At 53.8% G+C, this 13,994-nt stretch carries 16 protein-coding genes; 9 read left to right on the top strand and 7 right to left on the bottom strand.

Going from position 1 to position 13,994, the window contains the following annotated elements; all coding sequences use genetic code 11:
• Positions 1 to 416: 416 nt before the first annotated feature.
• Positions 417 to 983, bottom strand: coding sequence for a D-glycero-beta-D-manno-heptose 1,7-bisphosphate 7-phosphatase (gene gmhB, locus K2184_RS17175; protein WP_004107881.1), 567 nt, complete (start codon positions 981 to 983; stop codon positions 417 to 419).
• A 188-nt stretch (positions 984 to 1,171) separates the two neighbouring features.
• Here gmhB and metN point away from each other — a divergent pair, with 188 nt between their 5' ends.
• The 7 genes from metN to K2184_RS17210 all read left to right on the top strand — a co-directional run bounded on the left by metN (position 1,172) and on the right by K2184_RS17210 (position 7,625).
• Positions 1,172 to 2,203: a methionine ABC transporter ATP-binding protein MetN gene (gene metN / locus K2184_RS17180; protein ID WP_064370753.1), complete on the top strand. Its 1,032-nt coding sequence runs from the start codon at positions 1,172 to 1,174 to the stop codon at positions 2,201 to 2,203.
• Positions 2,196 to 2,849 (top strand): methionine ABC transporter permease MetI, encoded by a 654-nt coding sequence (locus tag K2184_RS17185; protein ID WP_004098792.1) that lies wholly within the window; start codon positions 2,196 to 2,198, stop codon positions 2,847 to 2,849. The genes metN and K2184_RS17185 overlap by 8 nt, the downstream gene beginning before the upstream one ends.
• Positions 2,850 to 2,888: 39 nt before the next feature.
• Entirely contained in the window at positions 2,889 to 3,704 is an 816-nt protein-coding gene (gene metQ, locus K2184_RS17190) for a methionine ABC transporter substrate-binding lipoprotein MetQ (protein WP_004107886.1), read from the top strand.
• A 107-nt stretch (positions 3,705 to 3,811) separates the two neighbouring features.
• The gene (rcsF, locus tag K2184_RS17195) at positions 3,812 to 4,219 is read left to right on the top strand and encodes an Rcs stress response system protein RcsF (RefSeq protein WP_004110735.1); all 408 of its coding nucleotides are present in this window, start codon (positions 3,812 to 3,814) and stop codon (positions 4,217 to 4,219) included.
• A complete protein-coding gene (gene tsaA / locus K2184_RS17200) occupies positions 4,216 to 4,923 on the top strand; it encodes a tRNA (N6-threonylcarbamoyladenosine(37)-N6)-methyltransferase TrmO (protein WP_004107890.1) in 708 nt (235 codons plus the stop codon). Before rcsF ends, tsaA begins: the two co-directional genes overlap by 4 nt.
• Positions 4,924 to 5,033: 110 nt before the next feature.
• Entirely contained in the window at positions 5,034 to 6,752 is a 1,719-nt protein-coding gene (gene proS / locus K2184_RS17205; protein WP_123830170.1) for a proline--tRNA ligase, read from the top strand.
• A gap of 51 nt (positions 6,753 to 6,803) precedes the next feature.
• The gene (locus K2184_RS17210) at positions 6,804 to 7,625 is read left to right on the top strand and encodes a YaeF family permuted papain-like enzyme (protein WP_032705188.1); all 822 of its coding nucleotides are present in this window, start codon (positions 6,804 to 6,806) and stop codon (positions 7,623 to 7,625) included.
• Here K2184_RS17210 and nlpE read toward each other — a convergent pair whose 3' ends face one another.
• Genes nlpE through K2184_RS17225 form a run of 3 tightly spaced genes read right to left on the bottom strand, consistent with a single transcriptional unit; the run spans position 7,626 to position 9,324 of the window.
• The gene (gene nlpE / locus K2184_RS17215) at positions 7,626 to 8,327 is read right to left on the bottom strand and encodes an envelope stress response activation lipoprotein NlpE (protein WP_004107896.1); all 702 of its coding nucleotides are present in this window, start codon (positions 8,325 to 8,327) and stop codon (positions 7,626 to 7,628) included.
• Positions 8,328 to 8,368: 41 nt separating this feature from the next.
• On the bottom strand, positions 8,369 to 8,782 hold the full coding sequence (gene arfB, locus K2184_RS17220; RefSeq protein ID WP_004107898.1) for an alternative ribosome rescue aminoacyl-tRNA hydrolase ArfB: 414 nt from the start codon (positions 8,780 to 8,782) through the stop codon (positions 8,369 to 8,371).
• A complete protein-coding gene (locus K2184_RS17225; RefSeq protein ID WP_004107900.1) occupies positions 8,779 to 9,324 on the bottom strand; it encodes a YaeQ family protein in 546 nt (181 codons plus the stop codon). Before K2184_RS17225 ends, arfB begins: the two co-directional genes overlap by 4 nt.
• A 196-nt stretch (positions 9,325 to 9,520) precedes the next feature.
• Between K2184_RS17225 and K2184_RS17230 the strand changes: the two genes are divergently transcribed.
• A complete protein-coding gene (locus K2184_RS17230) occupies positions 9,521 to 9,721 on the top strand; it encodes a YaeP family protein (protein ID WP_004107902.1) in 201 nt (66 codons plus the stop codon).
• Positions 9,708 to 9,968: a Rho-binding antiterminator gene (gene rof / locus K2184_RS17235; protein ID WP_004107903.1), complete on the top strand. Its 261-nt coding sequence runs from the start codon at positions 9,708 to 9,710 to the stop codon at positions 9,966 to 9,968. Before K2184_RS17230 ends, rof begins: the two co-directional genes overlap by 14 nt.
• 15 nt (positions 9,969 to 9,983) lie before the next feature.
• Here the strand turns inward: rof and tilS are convergent, their stop codons facing one another.
• The 3 genes from tilS to K2184_RS17250 all read right to left on the bottom strand — a co-directional run bounded on the left by tilS (position 9,984) and on the right by K2184_RS17250 (position 13,945).
• On the bottom strand, positions 9,984 to 11,291 hold the full coding sequence (gene tilS / locus K2184_RS17240) for a tRNA lysidine(34) synthetase TilS (RefSeq protein ID WP_004107905.1): 1,308 nt from the start codon (positions 11,289 to 11,291) through the stop codon (positions 9,984 to 9,986).
• Positions 11,292 to 11,354: 63 nt separating this feature from the next.
• Positions 11,355 to 11,744: a VOC family protein gene (locus K2184_RS17245; RefSeq protein WP_004107908.1), complete on the bottom strand. Its 390-nt coding sequence runs from the start codon at positions 11,742 to 11,744 to the stop codon at positions 11,355 to 11,357.
• Between the two features lie 62 nt (positions 11,745 to 11,806).
• Positions 11,807 to 13,945 (bottom strand): lysine decarboxylase LdcC, encoded by a 2,139-nt coding sequence (locus K2184_RS17250; protein ID WP_026055832.1) that lies wholly within the window; start codon positions 13,943 to 13,945, stop codon positions 11,807 to 11,809.
• Positions 13,946 to 13,994 lie beyond the last annotated feature (49 nt).

Consider the following 13,994-nt stretch of genomic DNA (forward strand, 5'->3'; position numbering starts at 1 on the left):
GCCTGCCGCCAGCGTTCAATCTGAGCCATGATCAAACTCTTCAATTTAAGTTTGATGCTCGTAGAATTAAACTTCGTAATGAATTACGTGTTCACTCTTTGAGACTTGGTATTCATTTTTCGTCCGAGGACGTTAAGAATCCATGTCACTTTGAGTGCCCACACAGATTGTCTGATAAATTGTTAAAGAGCAGTGCAACGTGGCTTTCGCTCATCGTTGCGAGGTGGCGTATATTACGCTTTCCTCTTTCAGAGTCAACCCTGTTTTCAGGATTTTTTCTCTTCAACCAACCGGCTGTTTGTGTGAAGTGATTCACATCTGCCGTGTCAGTGGGAGCGCATTATAGGGAGTTATTTTGCGGTGACAAGCGGTAAAATGCATTTTTATTTCAACCGCTCATCTTTTATACATAACGCCTATTTCTGCCGCTTTTTAATCGCATCCGGCAGGTCTGCCAGGCTGTTTAGCACCCAATCGGCAGCACTTTCCGCTTCTGGAGTGACGGGTTTACCGGTGCGTACCAATACTTTCGTGCCAACTTCCGCCGCTAAGGCCGCCTGCATATCTTCAATTTTATCGCCCACCATATATGAGGCCGCCATATCAATGTGCAGGTAGTCGCGCGCCGAGATGAGCATCCCCGGATGCGGTTTACGGCAGTCGCAGGTCTGGCGAAACTCTTCAACGGTTCCCTGAGGATGGTGAGGACAATAATAGATGCCATCCAGGTCAACGCCGCGATCGGCCAGCGACCAGTCCATCCACTCCGTCAGCGTTTCAAACTGCTCTTCAGTAAACTTGCCGCGGGCGATACCGGACTGGTTGGTCACCAGCACCAGCGCATAGCCCATCTCCTTTAATTGACGCATCGCGTCAATGACGCCATCGATAAATTCAAAATTGTCGATTTCATGGACGTATCCGTGATCGACATTAATCGTGCCATCACGGTCAAGAAAAATTGCGGGTACTGACATTGCCACCGGTTTGCTCCTGATAAAGGCTAATTCGCCTAGTATCGCATGTTTCCGGACGCAAGAAAGTGCTCATTATACAGAGTCAGATTGATTTAGACGTCTGGATGCCTTAACATCCATTTCATTGACAGGCATCGCCTGGACACGGCAGAAGAAAATGCCACGGCAAACGGCTAAATGATAATAAATAACTGATGATTAAACTTTCGAATATCACCAAAGTGTTCCAGCAGGGGAACCGCAGCATACAGGCGCTGAACGATGTCAGCCTGCATGTTCCTGCCGGACAAATTTATGGCGTCATCGGCGCTTCCGGCGCGGGTAAAAGTACGTTAATCCGCTGCGTTAACCTGCTTGAACGTCCAACGCTGGGCAGCGTCCAGGTCGACGGCCAGGAGCTGACGGCGCTTTCAGAAAAAGAGCTGACTCGCGCTCGCCGCCAGATTGGCATGATTTTCCAGCACTTTAACCTGCTTGCCTCACGTACCGTGTTCGGTAACGTGGCGTTGCCTCTGGAGCTCGACAATACCTCTAAAGATGAAATCAAGCGTCGGGTGACCGAGCTGCTGGATCTCGTCGGTCTGGGAGATAAACACGATAGCTATCCGGCGAATCTCTCCGGCGGGCAAAAGCAGCGCGTGGCCATCGCCCGTGCGCTGGCGAGCAATCCAAAAGTCCTGCTCTGCGACGAAGCCACCAGCGCGCTGGACCCGGCCACTACGCGTTCGATTCTGGAACTGCTGAAGGATATCAACCGTCGCCTGGGCCTGACGATTTTGCTGATTACCCACGAAATGGATGTCGTTAAACGCATCTGTGATTGCGTTGCCGTTATCAGCAACGGCCAGCTTATTGAGCAGGATACGGTGAGCGAGGTGTTCTCTCATCCCAAAACGCCTCTGGCGCAGCAGTTTATCCAGTCAACGCTGCACCTTGATATCCCGGATGATTATCAGGCCCGCCTTAAACCTGAGGCTCTTGCCGATAGCGTGCCTATGCTGCGCATGGAGTTTACCGGTCATTCCGTAGATGCCCCGCTGCTTTCGGAGACTGCCCGTCGTTTTAATGTGAATAACAACATTATTAGCGCGCAGATGGATTACGCGGGCGGCGTCAAGTTCGGCATCATGCTGACCGAGATGCACGGCTCGCAGGAAGATACCCAGGCCGCGATCGCCTGGTTGCAGGAACATCATGTAAAAGTAGAGGTACTGGGATATGTCTGAACCAATGATCTGGCTGCTGGTTCGCGGCGTATGGGAAACGCTGGCCATGACGTTTGTCTCCGGCTTCTTCGGTTTTGTTCTTGGCCTGCCGGTCGGCGTGCTGCTGTACGTCACCCGTCCCGGGCAAATTGTCGCTAATGCGAAGCTCTACCGCACGCTTTCGGCGGTGGTGAACATTTTCCGTTCGATTCCTTTTATTATCCTGCTGGTGTGGATGATCCCATTCACTCGCGTGATTGTTGGCACGTCGATTGGCCTGCAGGCTGCCATTGTCCCGCTGACGGTTGGCGCCGCGCCGTTTATCGCCCGCATGGTGGAAAACGCCCTGCTGGAGATCCCAACCGGCCTTATCGAAGCATCCCGCGCGATGGGCGCAACGCCGATGCAGATCGTGCGTAAGGTTCTTCTGCCGGAAGCGCTTCCGGGTCTGGTGAATGCGGCAACGATTACCCTTATCACGCTGGTTGGCTATTCCGCCATGGGCGGTGCCGTCGGTGCCGGCGGCCTGGGACAGATTGGCTATCAGTACGGTTATATCGGCTACAATGCAACGGTAATGAATACCGTGCTGGTGTTGCTGGTTATTCTGGTTTATTTAATTCAATTCTCTGGCGATCGTATCGTCCGGGCTGTGACTCACAAATAACATCACACACAATACAGAATCTTACAGGAAGGAAATAACATGGCCTTTAATTTCAAAACCTTTGCGGCAGTCGGCGCGTTAATCGGTTCTTTGGCGCTGGTGGGTTGCGGTCAGGACGAAAAGGATCCAAACCACATCAAAGTCGGCGTGATCGTCGGCGCGGAACAGCAGGTTGCTGAGGTTGCGCAGAAAGTAGCAAAAGATAAATACGGCCTCGATGTTGAACTGGTTACCTTCAACGATTACGTGCTGCCTAACGAAGCGCTGAGCAAAGGCGATATTGACGTTAATGCCTTCCAGCATAAACCGTATCTGGACCAGCAGATTAAAGACCGCGGCTACAAGCTGGTTTCCGTCGGCAACTCGTTTGTCTATCCCATTGCCGGTTACTCGAAAAAAATCAAATCGCTGGATGAGCTGCAGCCGGGCTCGCAGGTCGCCATTCCTAACGATCCAACCAACCTTGGCCGATCTCTGCTGCTGCTGCAGCAGGTTGGTCTGATCAAACTGAAAGAAGGCGTTGGTCTGCTGCCAACCTCACTGGATATTATTGAAAACCCGAAAAACCTGAAAATTGTTGAGCTGGAAGCCCCGCAGCTGCCGCGCTCTCTGGATGATGCGCAGATCGCACTGGCGGTTATTAATACCACCTACGCCAGCCAGATTGGCCTGACCCCGGCAAAAGACGGTATTTTTGTCGAAGGTAAAGAGTCTCCGTACGTGAACCTGATTGTCGCTCGCGAAGACAACAAAGATGCGGAAAATGTTAAGAAATTTGTTCAGGCTTACCAGAGTGACGAAGTTTACGAAGCAGCCAACAAAATCTTTAACGGCGGCGCGGTGAAAGGCTGGTAATCTATTCTCAGCGTAATATCATTCAGGACGGGCTTATGCCCGTCTTGTCATTTATGCAAGCACCTGATTCAATAGCGCCCTGTTTTATTATTTATTGAGGAAATACTATGCGTGCTTTACCGGTCTGTTTGTTAGCACTCATGTTAAGCGGTTGTTCCATGCTAAGCAGATCGCCAGTCGAACCTGTGCAAAGTACGGTCACTCAGCCAGCCAAATCGGAACCGGCCAAACCGAAAGCGACGCGCCCGGCCCCGGTAAGAATCTATACCGATGCAACAGAGTTGGTGGGTAAACCTTTCCGCGAACTGGGTGAAGTCACCGGTGAATCATGTCAGGCCTCTAATCAAGACTCTCCGCCCAATATCCCGACGGCTCGCAAACGTATGCAGATTAATGCGGCAAAAATGAAAGCCAACGCTGTGCTGCTGCACCGCTGCGAAGTGACCAGCGGAACCCCTGGCTGCTACCGCCAGGCCGTTTGCCTGGGATCAGCGCTTAACGTTACGGCGCAATGAGTGCTTTTCAGTTTGCGCAGATAGGCGTTATTCGCTCGCCCTATAAAGAAAAATTTGCCGTTCCCCGCCAGCCCGGGCTGGTTAAAAACGGCGGCGGCGAATTACACCTTTTGCCTCCCTATAATCAGGCCGATGCCGTACGCGGCCTGGAAAATTTCAGCCATCTGTGGGTCCTGTTTGTGTTTCATCAGACCATGGAAGGTGGCTGGCGTCCTACCGTCCGCCCTCCCCGCCTCGGCGGTAACGCGCGAATGGGCGTATTCGCTACCCGTTCGACCTTTCGTCCTAATCCAATCGGTATGTCTCTGGTCGAGCTAAAAGGTATTCGCTGCCAGAAAGAACACGTCGTGCTTGAGTTAGGCAGCCTGGACCTGGTAGATGGAACGCCGGTCGTGGATATCAAACCTTACCTGCCCTTTGCCGAAGCACTGCCGGATGCCAGCGCAAGCTATGCTCAGGAGGCTCCAGGGGCGGAAGTAGCGGTGAGTTTCACGCCGGATACAGAAGCGCAAATTTTAACGCTGGAGCGACGCTATCCTCGTCTTAAGTCGTTTATTAGCGAAGTTCTGGCGCAGGATCCGCGACCGGCATACCGCAAAGAAGAGGAGCCGGGTAAAACCTACGCCGTCTGGCTGCTGGATTTTAACGTGCGCTGGCGGGTGATTTCGTCCGGTTTTGAAGTCTTTTCTCTCGAAGCACGCTAATTTTATTCTCCTCTCTTTTGGCATCTTTGCCACACTGGTAAACTAAACCACTTTTTTGTGTCAGGCTGGCTTCCAGCCTGTATCGATCGTCCAAATGGAACCGTAACAACATGCGTACTAGCCAATACCTGCTCTCCACTCTGAAGGAGACACCTGCCGACGCCGAGGTTATCAGCCATCAGCTGATGCTGCGCGCCGGGATGATCCGCAAGCTGGCCTCTGGGTTATATACCTGGCTGCCGACCGGCGTGCGCGTCCTGAAAAAAGTCGAAAACATCGTGCGTGAAGAGATGAACAACGCTGGTGCAATCGAGGTGTTAATGCCGGTAGTTCAGCCCTCTGAGCTGTGGCAAGAGAGTGGTCGTTGGGAACAGTACGGCCCGGAACTGCTGCGTATTGCTGACCGTGGCGAACGTCCGTTCGTACTCGGCCCGACTCATGAAGAAGTCATCACCGACCTGATTCGTAATGAGCTGAGCTCTTACAAACAGCTGCCGCTGAACTTCTATCAGATCCAGACCAAATTCCGTGACGAAGTTCGCCCGCGTTTCGGCGTAATGCGTTCCCGTGAATTCCTGATGAAAGATGCTTACTCTTTCCATACCTCTCAGGAATCGCTGCAGGAGACCTACGACGCGATGTACGCCGCGTACAGCAAAATCTTCAGCCGTATGGGGCTGGATTTCCGCGCGGTACAGGCTGACACCGGTTCTATCGGCGGCAGCGCATCTCACGAATTCCAGGTACTGGCGCAGAGCGGTGAAGATGACGTCATTTTCTCTGACTCTTCTGACTACGCGGCCAATATTGAGTTCGCCGAAGCCGTTGCGCCGAAAGAGCCGCGCGCGGCCGCCACGCAGGAAATGTCCCTGGTCGATACGCCTGACGCTAAAACCATCGCCGAGCTGGTCGAGCAGTTCAATTTGCCGATTGAAAAAACCGTGAAAACCCTGCTTGTAAAAGCAGTAGAAGACAGTGAGTATTCGCTGATAGCCCTGCTGGTTCGCGGCGATCATGAACTGAACGAAGTCAAAGCGGAAAAACTGCCGCAGGTCGCCAGCCCGCTGACCTTCGCAACCGAAGAAGAGATTCGCGCGCTGGTGAAAGCGGGTCCCGGTTCTCTTGGCCCGGTTAATATGCCTGTTCCGGTGATTATTGACCGTACCGTTGCCGCCATGAGCGATTTCGCCGCGGGCGCGAACATTGACGGTAAACACTACTTCGGCATCAACTGGGATCGCGACGTCGCCACTCCTGAAGTGGCAGATATCCGTAACGTAGTGGCCGGTGACCCGAGCCCGGACGGTAAAGGCACGCTGTTGATTAAACGCGGTATCGAAGTGGGCCACATCTTCCAGCTGGGTACCAAGTACTCTGAAGCGATGAAAGCCTCCGTACAGGGCGAGGATGGCCGTAATCAGATCCTGACTATGGGCTGCTACGGTATCGGGGTGACTCGCGTGGTGGCGGCAGCCATTGAGCAGAACTTTGACGAGCGCGGGATCTTGTGGCCGGAAGCTATCGCCCCGTTCCAGGTTGCGATTCTGCCGATGAACATGCACAAATCCTATCGCGTGCAGGAGCTGGCTGAGAAGCTGTATGCTGAGCTAACCGCGCTGGGCATTGAAGTGCTGATGGATGACCGTAAAGAGCGTCCGGGCGTGATGTTCGCCGATATGGAGCTTATCGGAATTCCGCATACCATCGTGCTGGGCGACCGTAACCTCGACAACGACGATATTGAATATAAATATCGCCGCAGCGGCGAGAAACAGCTGATTAAAACCGGCGATATCGTGAATTACCTGGTACAACAAATTAAAGGTTAACGCCAAAAGAGGCTCTGGTTTCAGAGCCTCTTTTTTACAAGGATTGTAATCATGGCTAAACGACGGGCTAATCATGTCCTGCTTTTTCCCGTATCGTTCTTACTTTCTGCCTGCACGGTAGACGTCAGCCGGTCAGAGCCTTCCGCTTCCACTATTAAGCAACCATCGCAGCAATGGGCGATTAAACTTCAGCGCCAGAGCTCGGTGGCTAATAACACGCTGACTGAAATTAACGCACAAGACCTGCTCCCCGGCGATCTCCTTTTCTCTTCCAGCATTGACGTGACGTCCCTGGGGATTCGTGCTCTTAGCACATCCTCCGTTAGCCATGTCGCTATCTATATCGGTGATAACCAGGTTGCAGAGGCAACCGGCGCTGGGGTGCAGGTTGTGCCTCTCCAGCAAGCGATGCAGCACAGCGATAAGCTGTTTGCCCTAAGAGCGCCTGACCTCACGCCGCAACAGGCCGCTGGCATTAAAAATTTCGCCTATAAAAACAGAAACAGCGCCTATAACTATCGCGGCATTATTGAATTTGTGCCCTTTATGGTCACCAAACAGCTATGCACCCTGAATCCCTTCTCAAAAGATTTCCGCCAGCAGTGCGTGAACGGTCTGGCCAAAGCCCAACTGAGCGATGCAGCATCCGGGGACAAAAAAATGTGGTTTTGTTCGGAGTTTGTCAGCGATGCCTTCGCGAAGGCCGGACACCCGCTGACCCTGGCTCAACCGGGCTGGATTAGCCCATCAGACTTGCTTCATATGCGTGAGGGGGATGTGGCAAACTTTAAGCCCGAAACACAATTGCAGTATATCGGGCATCTTAAATTGGGAATTTATATCAAGACAAGCCGCCTCGTAGGACTCAATTAATTAACGAGAATTGCAGTCTTCTTTTTGATAAAACTTGCCGGGTGAATCCACCGCCAGAACTTTAACCGGCGCTCCCGAATCCGGATTCGCTTCCAGCGTAAAGTGCCCCTCAACCACCAGCAGCACCGGTCGAGTATCCGTACCGCGCGCAGCGGCATAATCACGCTCGAGCTGAGCATTATTGGCGACAGCCACTCGCTTGCCGGTCGCGCAATCGGTAAAGGTCGCCGCATCCGCCATATAGAAGTACATTCCGCGCATCGCCATTGGCGTGATGGGCAGACTGGCTTTGACTGATTCAAGCGTATAGTTCAGCGTCGACTCGATGGGGTTACCGTCGCGATCGAGCATTTCCAGCTTATCGCCCTTCGCCCGATAATAAGACTTCTCGCCTTTGCTGTCGGTCAGCACCAGCTTATCAGCCGTGCGCGCCCAGGTACCATATGAAGCAAAAGAGGAAGGTTCGCGGCTAACGCCCTGATATCGTTCATTCATCACCCAGGTGCCGTCTTTCTCAAGAAAGAGCGAGGTTTCAATCCCTTCGCAGTCGGCGCACGGCAGCACGCCGCGCCAGCTCTGCTGCATCGGTTTTAGCTCTTCCATCGGCGCCGGCTGTAACGTTTCCATTTCCGTACGATGGTTACAGCCGAACAGGGCAAAGAGCGAACAGGCCGCCACGACTGAAAATACGATTTTCTTCACTGTAAATTCCTTATCATCCATTCCACCGGTTCGCCATATTCTTACTGGCGAACCTTTCCACGCAGCGCTTTAACTGAGGATTTTTGCGCCTTTGAAGCCAGTCGGCGCTCTTTTGAGGCCCTGGTTGGTCGCGTCTCCCGGCGGCTCTTCTGCACGGCGGTTAATTCTTGTATTAGGGCAACCAGACGCGCAATTGCCGCTTCACGATTCATTTCCTGGCTGCGATATTCCTGAGCCTTAATGATAACCACACCCTCGGCAGAAATTAAGTGGTGGCTGGCGGTAAGCAGACGTTCCTTATAATAGTCAGGCAGGCTCGAGGCTTTAATATCAAAGCGCAAATGAATAGCCGTTGAGGACTTATTCACGTGCTGACCGCCCGCGCCCTGCGCGCGTATGCCGGAAAGTGAAATCTCGTCCTCCGCAATCGCGACGCTGCGGCTAATCGTAATCATGCGGGTGTTTGCCAGGCCGTTAAATGAATTTCCAGATTATTCTTAGCGTCAGATAACCAGATAGCGCCGTCCTGGATGGTCGCCTGCAGCGACATGGTCCGATCGGCAAAAGCGCTGAGCTGCGCCAGCTGAGTATCATCCAAATACCACACCGACAGCTTCGAAAACTGAGCCATTTTGTTCTGGTTTTGCTGCCACCAGATTTCTGCCGCCCGACTATTATAGGCGAACAGCGCCACCTGCTGGGCCCGCGAGCAGGCTTTTTTAATTCGCCGCTCGTCCGGTAGCCCCAGTTCAATCCAAAGATCCACGCCCAGATGATCGTTAAGCAGCCAGAGTTCCGCTTCATCGTCGGAAGATAAACCGCGGGTAAACTGCAGACGCTCGTCGGCGTATTTAATCCACGCCAGCAGGCGCAGCATCATGCGCTCCTGGGTTTCCGACGGATGCTGGGCAAGCGTCAAACTGGCATCCAGAAACTGGTTGCGGTCCAGGTCGGCTACGTTCACCGTCGCTTTATAAATCGTCGCTTTCAGCGCCATGACTCTACTCCTGATAAAAATGGCGTACATTGTAGCGAAACTGACGGCAAAAGGCTGTCAGCAATCGACGGATCGCCTCTCATCCTGCTGATATTGCTTAAATGACTATGGTATAGTCACCTTGCTAAACAGAGTTTATCTTCGTAGGCTTAAACTTACATCCCACGGTTAAGTCAGAACGCTGACAGGAGGGCATGTGGAAAAATATTGTGAGTTAATACGCAAGCGGTATGCGGAAATAGCCAGCGGGGACCTTGGGTATATCCCGGATGCGCTAGGTTGCGTGTTGAAAGTATTGAATGAGGTTGCGGCGGATCAGGCCCTTGCTGAGTCAGTCAGGGAAAAGGCCGCATATGCGGCGGCAAACTTACTGGTGAGCGATTATGTCAATGAATGATACTTATCAACCCATCAATTGCGATGATTATGACAACCTCGAACTTGCCTGTCAGCACCATCTGGTCCTGGCGCTGGAGCTCAAAGATGGCGAACAGCTGCAAGCGAAGGCCAACGATCTTATCTCGCGCAAAAATATCGAGTATCTGGTCGTAGAGCTCGCCGGGAACGTCCGCGAACTGCGCCTGGATAAAATCGCCAGCTTCAGCCATCCGCAAATCGGTACGGTAGTCGTTAGCGAGTCCTGAATCAAAACGGGTGGCCTAGCCGCCCGTTTTCCTCCATCTCATCTGTAAGCCTTCACTTTCCTGAACTTTCCCATCGACGGTAATAAACAGACCATCGGCGGCGGCAATAAGCGTTTCGCCATAGAACAGTAGCGGAGTCGTATCGCGCCGCCAGGGCGCAACGCCCAGCTCCTGCCAGATTTTTTTCAGCTTGCGACCACCGTTGCGACCCACGATATGCAGATTACCGCTGGCACGAAAGCGAACAGTAACGGCTTCTCCCTCGCGCGGCCCGCGTAACGGCCCGCCGGACAGTAAGCTCAGCTCGCCGAGACCGTCAGGTAACGGCAGCGGGCTGGCAGTATCGCGCCACTCCAGCATTGTCTCACTCTGGCCTGGAATATATCTCACCCAGTACAGACGCTGCTGGTAGCGGCGAACGGTAAACGGGCCAAGGCGCAAACAGGGAAACGCATCCTCGCGCGCCATCGCCACTTCACGCCAGATACGCTCCGGCACCTCGCGCGAAGGCATTGGCGCATTGAGCCCAGCCAGCCAGCGGCGCAGCAGCGCGGCCCGCCGAGGCGCGCTCATAGTCGTCAACGGAGCGATAGTTAACGAACTGTCCTCAGCAACCAGCGTTGCCAGCTCGGCGGCCAGCATTTCATCCAGCAGCTGTTCCTGTTCGCCGCACAGGCTGGCGCTGCGCGCCACGGCCTCGGCAAAGTGCGGCCAGCGAGCATGAAGCAGCGGGAGAATCCGCAGGCGGAGAAAGTTGCGATCGTAAGCGTCATCCTGGTTGCTTTCGTCTTCAATCCAGCTGAGCTGACGGGCCATCGCCCACTGATGGAGGGAGTCACGGCTTTCGTGAAGCAGCGGGCGCAGCAGTTTCGTCCCGGCAAAATCGGACTCGCCGGCCATCGCCGAGAGCCCGGTAGGGCCGCTTCCCCGCTTAAGGGCTAACAGGAAGGTTTCGCACTGGTCGTCAAGATGCTGCGCGGTCACCAGCGCTTCGCCGGGCGCCAGCGCCGAACGAAATGCCTGGTAGCGCGCCTGGCGCGCATGAGCCTCAATTCCCAACCCCTCATCGGCGAGCGCGACCCGCTCTACCAGAAGCGGCACCTGCCACTGCTGGCACATTTGCTGGCAGTGCGCCACCCAGTCGTCGGCATTGGCGCTGAGCCCGTGGTGAATATGTATCGCCCTCAGGCGAACGGTGGGATCCTGCTCGCGCCAGAGCACCAGGCGATATAAAAGCACGCTCGAATCCAGCCCGCCGCTAAAGGCCACTAAAAAATGGCGGTGCGGCTGAAGCGTGTGCGCAATGTCCGGGATCATCATCATGAGAGTACTAACTGAGGAAAGCGTGTTCGGCACGTTACCCGCCAGAACACGCGCTGACAAGAATTACTGCTGATAAATCTCCAGCGGCAGCCCGTCCGGATCGTTAAAAAAGGTGAAACGCTTACCGGTAAAAGGGTCGATACGAACCCCTTCACAAGGCACACCGTGCGCCTCAAGATGAGCCACAGCGGCATCGACATCATCGACGCTAAACGCCAGATGGCGTAACCCGCAGGCTTCGGGGCGACTCGGACGCGAGGGAGGAAACGGGAATGAAAACAGTTCAATGACATATTCACCATTCAGCGCCAGATCGCCTTTCCAGGAATCACGCTCTGCGCGATAAAACTCCCCCTGCAGGGTGAACCCCAGGATGTCGCAGTAAAACGCTTTACTCTTCGCATAATCCGTCGCAATGATAGCGATATGGTGAACCCGTTTTAAACCCAGCATGGTACCACTCCTCCTGTTGAAGCCAACAACGTTACTCGCTCAGTTCATTATTGCGCAAGCGCTTAGTCATTTTTTAAGACTCGAACCCAGTACACCCCATCTTCATCGCGTTTCGCGCCGTGGATATCGGTTTCGAAGCCCGGATAGTGGCGACCAATAGAGCACAGCATGAGCAGGAAATTGAGCACCGCGCGGCTCTCTTCGGCGATCATCTCACCGGGCATCAACAGCGGCACGCCGGGCGGGTACGGTAGGATCATATTCGCTGAAATACGCCCGACCAGATTTTCCAGTTCGATAGTTTCCACTTCACCTTTGATCTGCCGCTGCCAGGCCTGATGCGGCGTCATTTTCATCTCCGGCAGGACGTCAAAGGCGCTAAGCATCAGCTGCGAGAGCTGGTGCTGGCGAATCAGACGATGAATACCCTGCGCCAGATCCTGAATGCGCATATTGCGGTAAAAATCCGGATCTTCAGCGTACAGATCCGGCAGCATATTTTTCACTCGCAAATTGAGATCGTAAGAGCGTTTGAACTCAGTCAATCCGCGCAACAGTCCCATCGCTCGGGTTTTATCTATACCAATACTAAAAAGGAACAGCAGGTTGTACGGGCCCGTTTTCTCGACGACCACGCCGCGCTCATCAAGGAATTTCGCCACCAGCGCCGCCGGTATACCTTCATTATCCATATTACCCTGCTCATCCATGCCGGGCGTCAGAATCGTCACTTTCACCGGATCGAGGTACATATGGTCGCTATCGGCATCCTGAAAACCGTGCCACTGTTCACCGGGCGAAACCGGCCAGCACTGCGCTTCACCAATCTCTTCCGGCTGCCAGATATCAAAGAACCAACCGTCAGACTCCTCGCGTAATCGCTGCACCTCTTTACGAAAATCCAGCGCCCGCTCAATCGAACGCTGGATCAGTCGCCTGCCGGAATTACCCCGCAGCATGGCTGCCGCCGTTTCAATAGAGGCAACGATCGGGTAGCTCGGTGAGGTCGAGGTATGCATCATGAAGGCTTCATTGAAGGTATCTTCATCGTAGCTGCCTTTAATATGAATCAGCGAAGCCTGCGATAGCGCCGCCAGCATTTTGTGCGTCGACTGCGTTTCAAAGATCACTTTGCCCGGGATGCGATCGCCGCTCATCCCGCTTTTCCCCTGATAGATCGGATGGAAATGAGTGTAGGGTACCCAGGCGGAGTCAAAGTGGATTGACGGCACGTCGAGGGTCTCTTTGATCCAGGTCGTGTTATACAGCAGCCCGTCATAGGTGGAGTTAGTGATCACCGCATGAACCGGCCACCCGGCGCCGCCGGTGGCGTTGACTTTTTGTTGAATACTATCGCGGGTAAATTCACGCTTGGGTATGCCGCCGAGGATCCCTAGCGCGTTGCGCGTCGGTTTCAGCCATAGCGGCACCACATCGCTCATCATCAGTAAATGGGCCAACGATTTATGGCAGTTGCGATCGATAAGCAGGGTGCTGCCCGCCGGGGCAGAATACATACCAACAATTTTATTCGACGTCGAGGTTCCGTTGGTAACCATATAGCTCTGCTCGGCGCCGAAGGCGCGGGCAATATACTCCTCGGCCTCCAGATGCGGGCCGCTATGATCGAGCAGCGACCCCAGCTCCGTCACGGAAATAGAGACGTCTGCCTTTAAGGTATTACCGCCAAAGAAATCATAAAACAGACAACCCACCGGGCTTTTTTGATAGGCCGATCCGCCCATATGTCCAGGCGTACAGAAGGTATATTTTCCCTCCTGTACGTAGTTAAACAGCGCCCGGGTAAACGGCGGGGTGATGTTGTCGAGGTATTCGCGGGTGTATTGACCGATGCGGGTAGCGATCTCTTCCGAAAGCCCCAGCGCATATTCAAAGAACCATAGCGTCATACGCAGGTCCTGACTGCTGACGTCCATCGTCGAATGGGCGTTGATAAAGGCGTACAGCGGCAGATACTCATTTAAGCGATTGATATCGCTGCACAGATCCACGCTGTACTCATCCCAATCGAAAATGACTCCGCAGATCCGCGGATTATGCTCAATAAACTGCAAAAGGTCGGCGCTATTTTGCGGCCAGATGGTCTGGAAACCTTGCCGTTGCAGGGCAGCTTCCAGTTCTTTCATCGGTTCGTCTTTATAATAGACGCCGTGGGGACCCATGATCGCAATAATATTCACGCTTTCCTCCAGGAATTGACCTAAGGAAAGCATAATAGCACCCCGCCAG

The sequence above is a fragment of the Klebsiella sp. K5-306 genome (assembly GCF_051835185.1).
GTDB lineage: Bacteria > Pseudomonadota > Gammaproteobacteria > Enterobacterales > Enterobacteriaceae > Klebsiella > Klebsiella oxytoca.

What these genes read in the sequence shown, in the direction of transcription:
- tsaA (WP_004107890.1), top strand. Translation starts at nt 4,216, where the DNA reads ATGAGTGCTTTTCAGTTTGCGCAGATAGGCGTTATTCGCTCGCCCTAT.
- rof (WP_004107903.1), top strand. Translation starts at nt 9,708, where the DNA reads ATGTCAATGAATGATACTTATCAACCCATCAATTGCGATGATTATGAC.
- K2184_RS17245 (WP_004107908.1), bottom strand. Translation starts at nt 11,744, where the DNA reads ATGCTGGGTTTAAAACGGGTTCACCATATCGCTATCATTGCGACGGAT.
- K2184_RS17225 (WP_004107900.1), bottom strand. Translation starts at nt 9,324, where the DNA reads ATGGCGCTGAAAGCGACGATTTATAAAGCGACGGTGAACGTAGCCGAC.
- rcsF (WP_004110735.1), top strand. Translation starts at nt 3,812, where the DNA reads ATGCGTGCTTTACCGGTCTGTTTGTTAGCACTCATGTTAAGCGGTTGT.
- K2184_RS17185 (WP_004098792.1), top strand. Translation starts at nt 2,196, where the DNA reads ATGTCTGAACCAATGATCTGGCTGCTGGTTCGCGGCGTATGGGAAACG.
- metN (WP_064370753.1), top strand. Translation starts at nt 1,172, where the DNA reads ATGATTAAACTTTCGAATATCACCAAAGTGTTCCAGCAGGGGAACCGC.
- tilS (WP_004107905.1), bottom strand. Translation starts at nt 11,291, where the DNA reads ATGATGATGATCCCGGACATTGCGCACACGCTTCAGCCGCACCGCCAT.
- arfB (WP_004107898.1), bottom strand. Translation starts at nt 8,782, where the DNA reads ATGATTACGATTAGCCGCAGCGTCGCGATTGCGGAGGACGAGATTTCA.
- metQ (WP_004107886.1), top strand. Translation starts at nt 2,889, where the DNA reads ATGGCCTTTAATTTCAAAACCTTTGCGGCAGTCGGCGCGTTAATCGGT.
- K2184_RS17210 (WP_032705188.1), top strand. Translation starts at nt 6,804, where the DNA reads ATGGCTAAACGACGGGCTAATCATGTCCTGCTTTTTCCCGTATCGTTC.
- proS (WP_123830170.1), top strand. Translation starts at nt 5,034, where the DNA reads ATGCGTACTAGCCAATACCTGCTCTCCACTCTGAAGGAGACACCTGCC.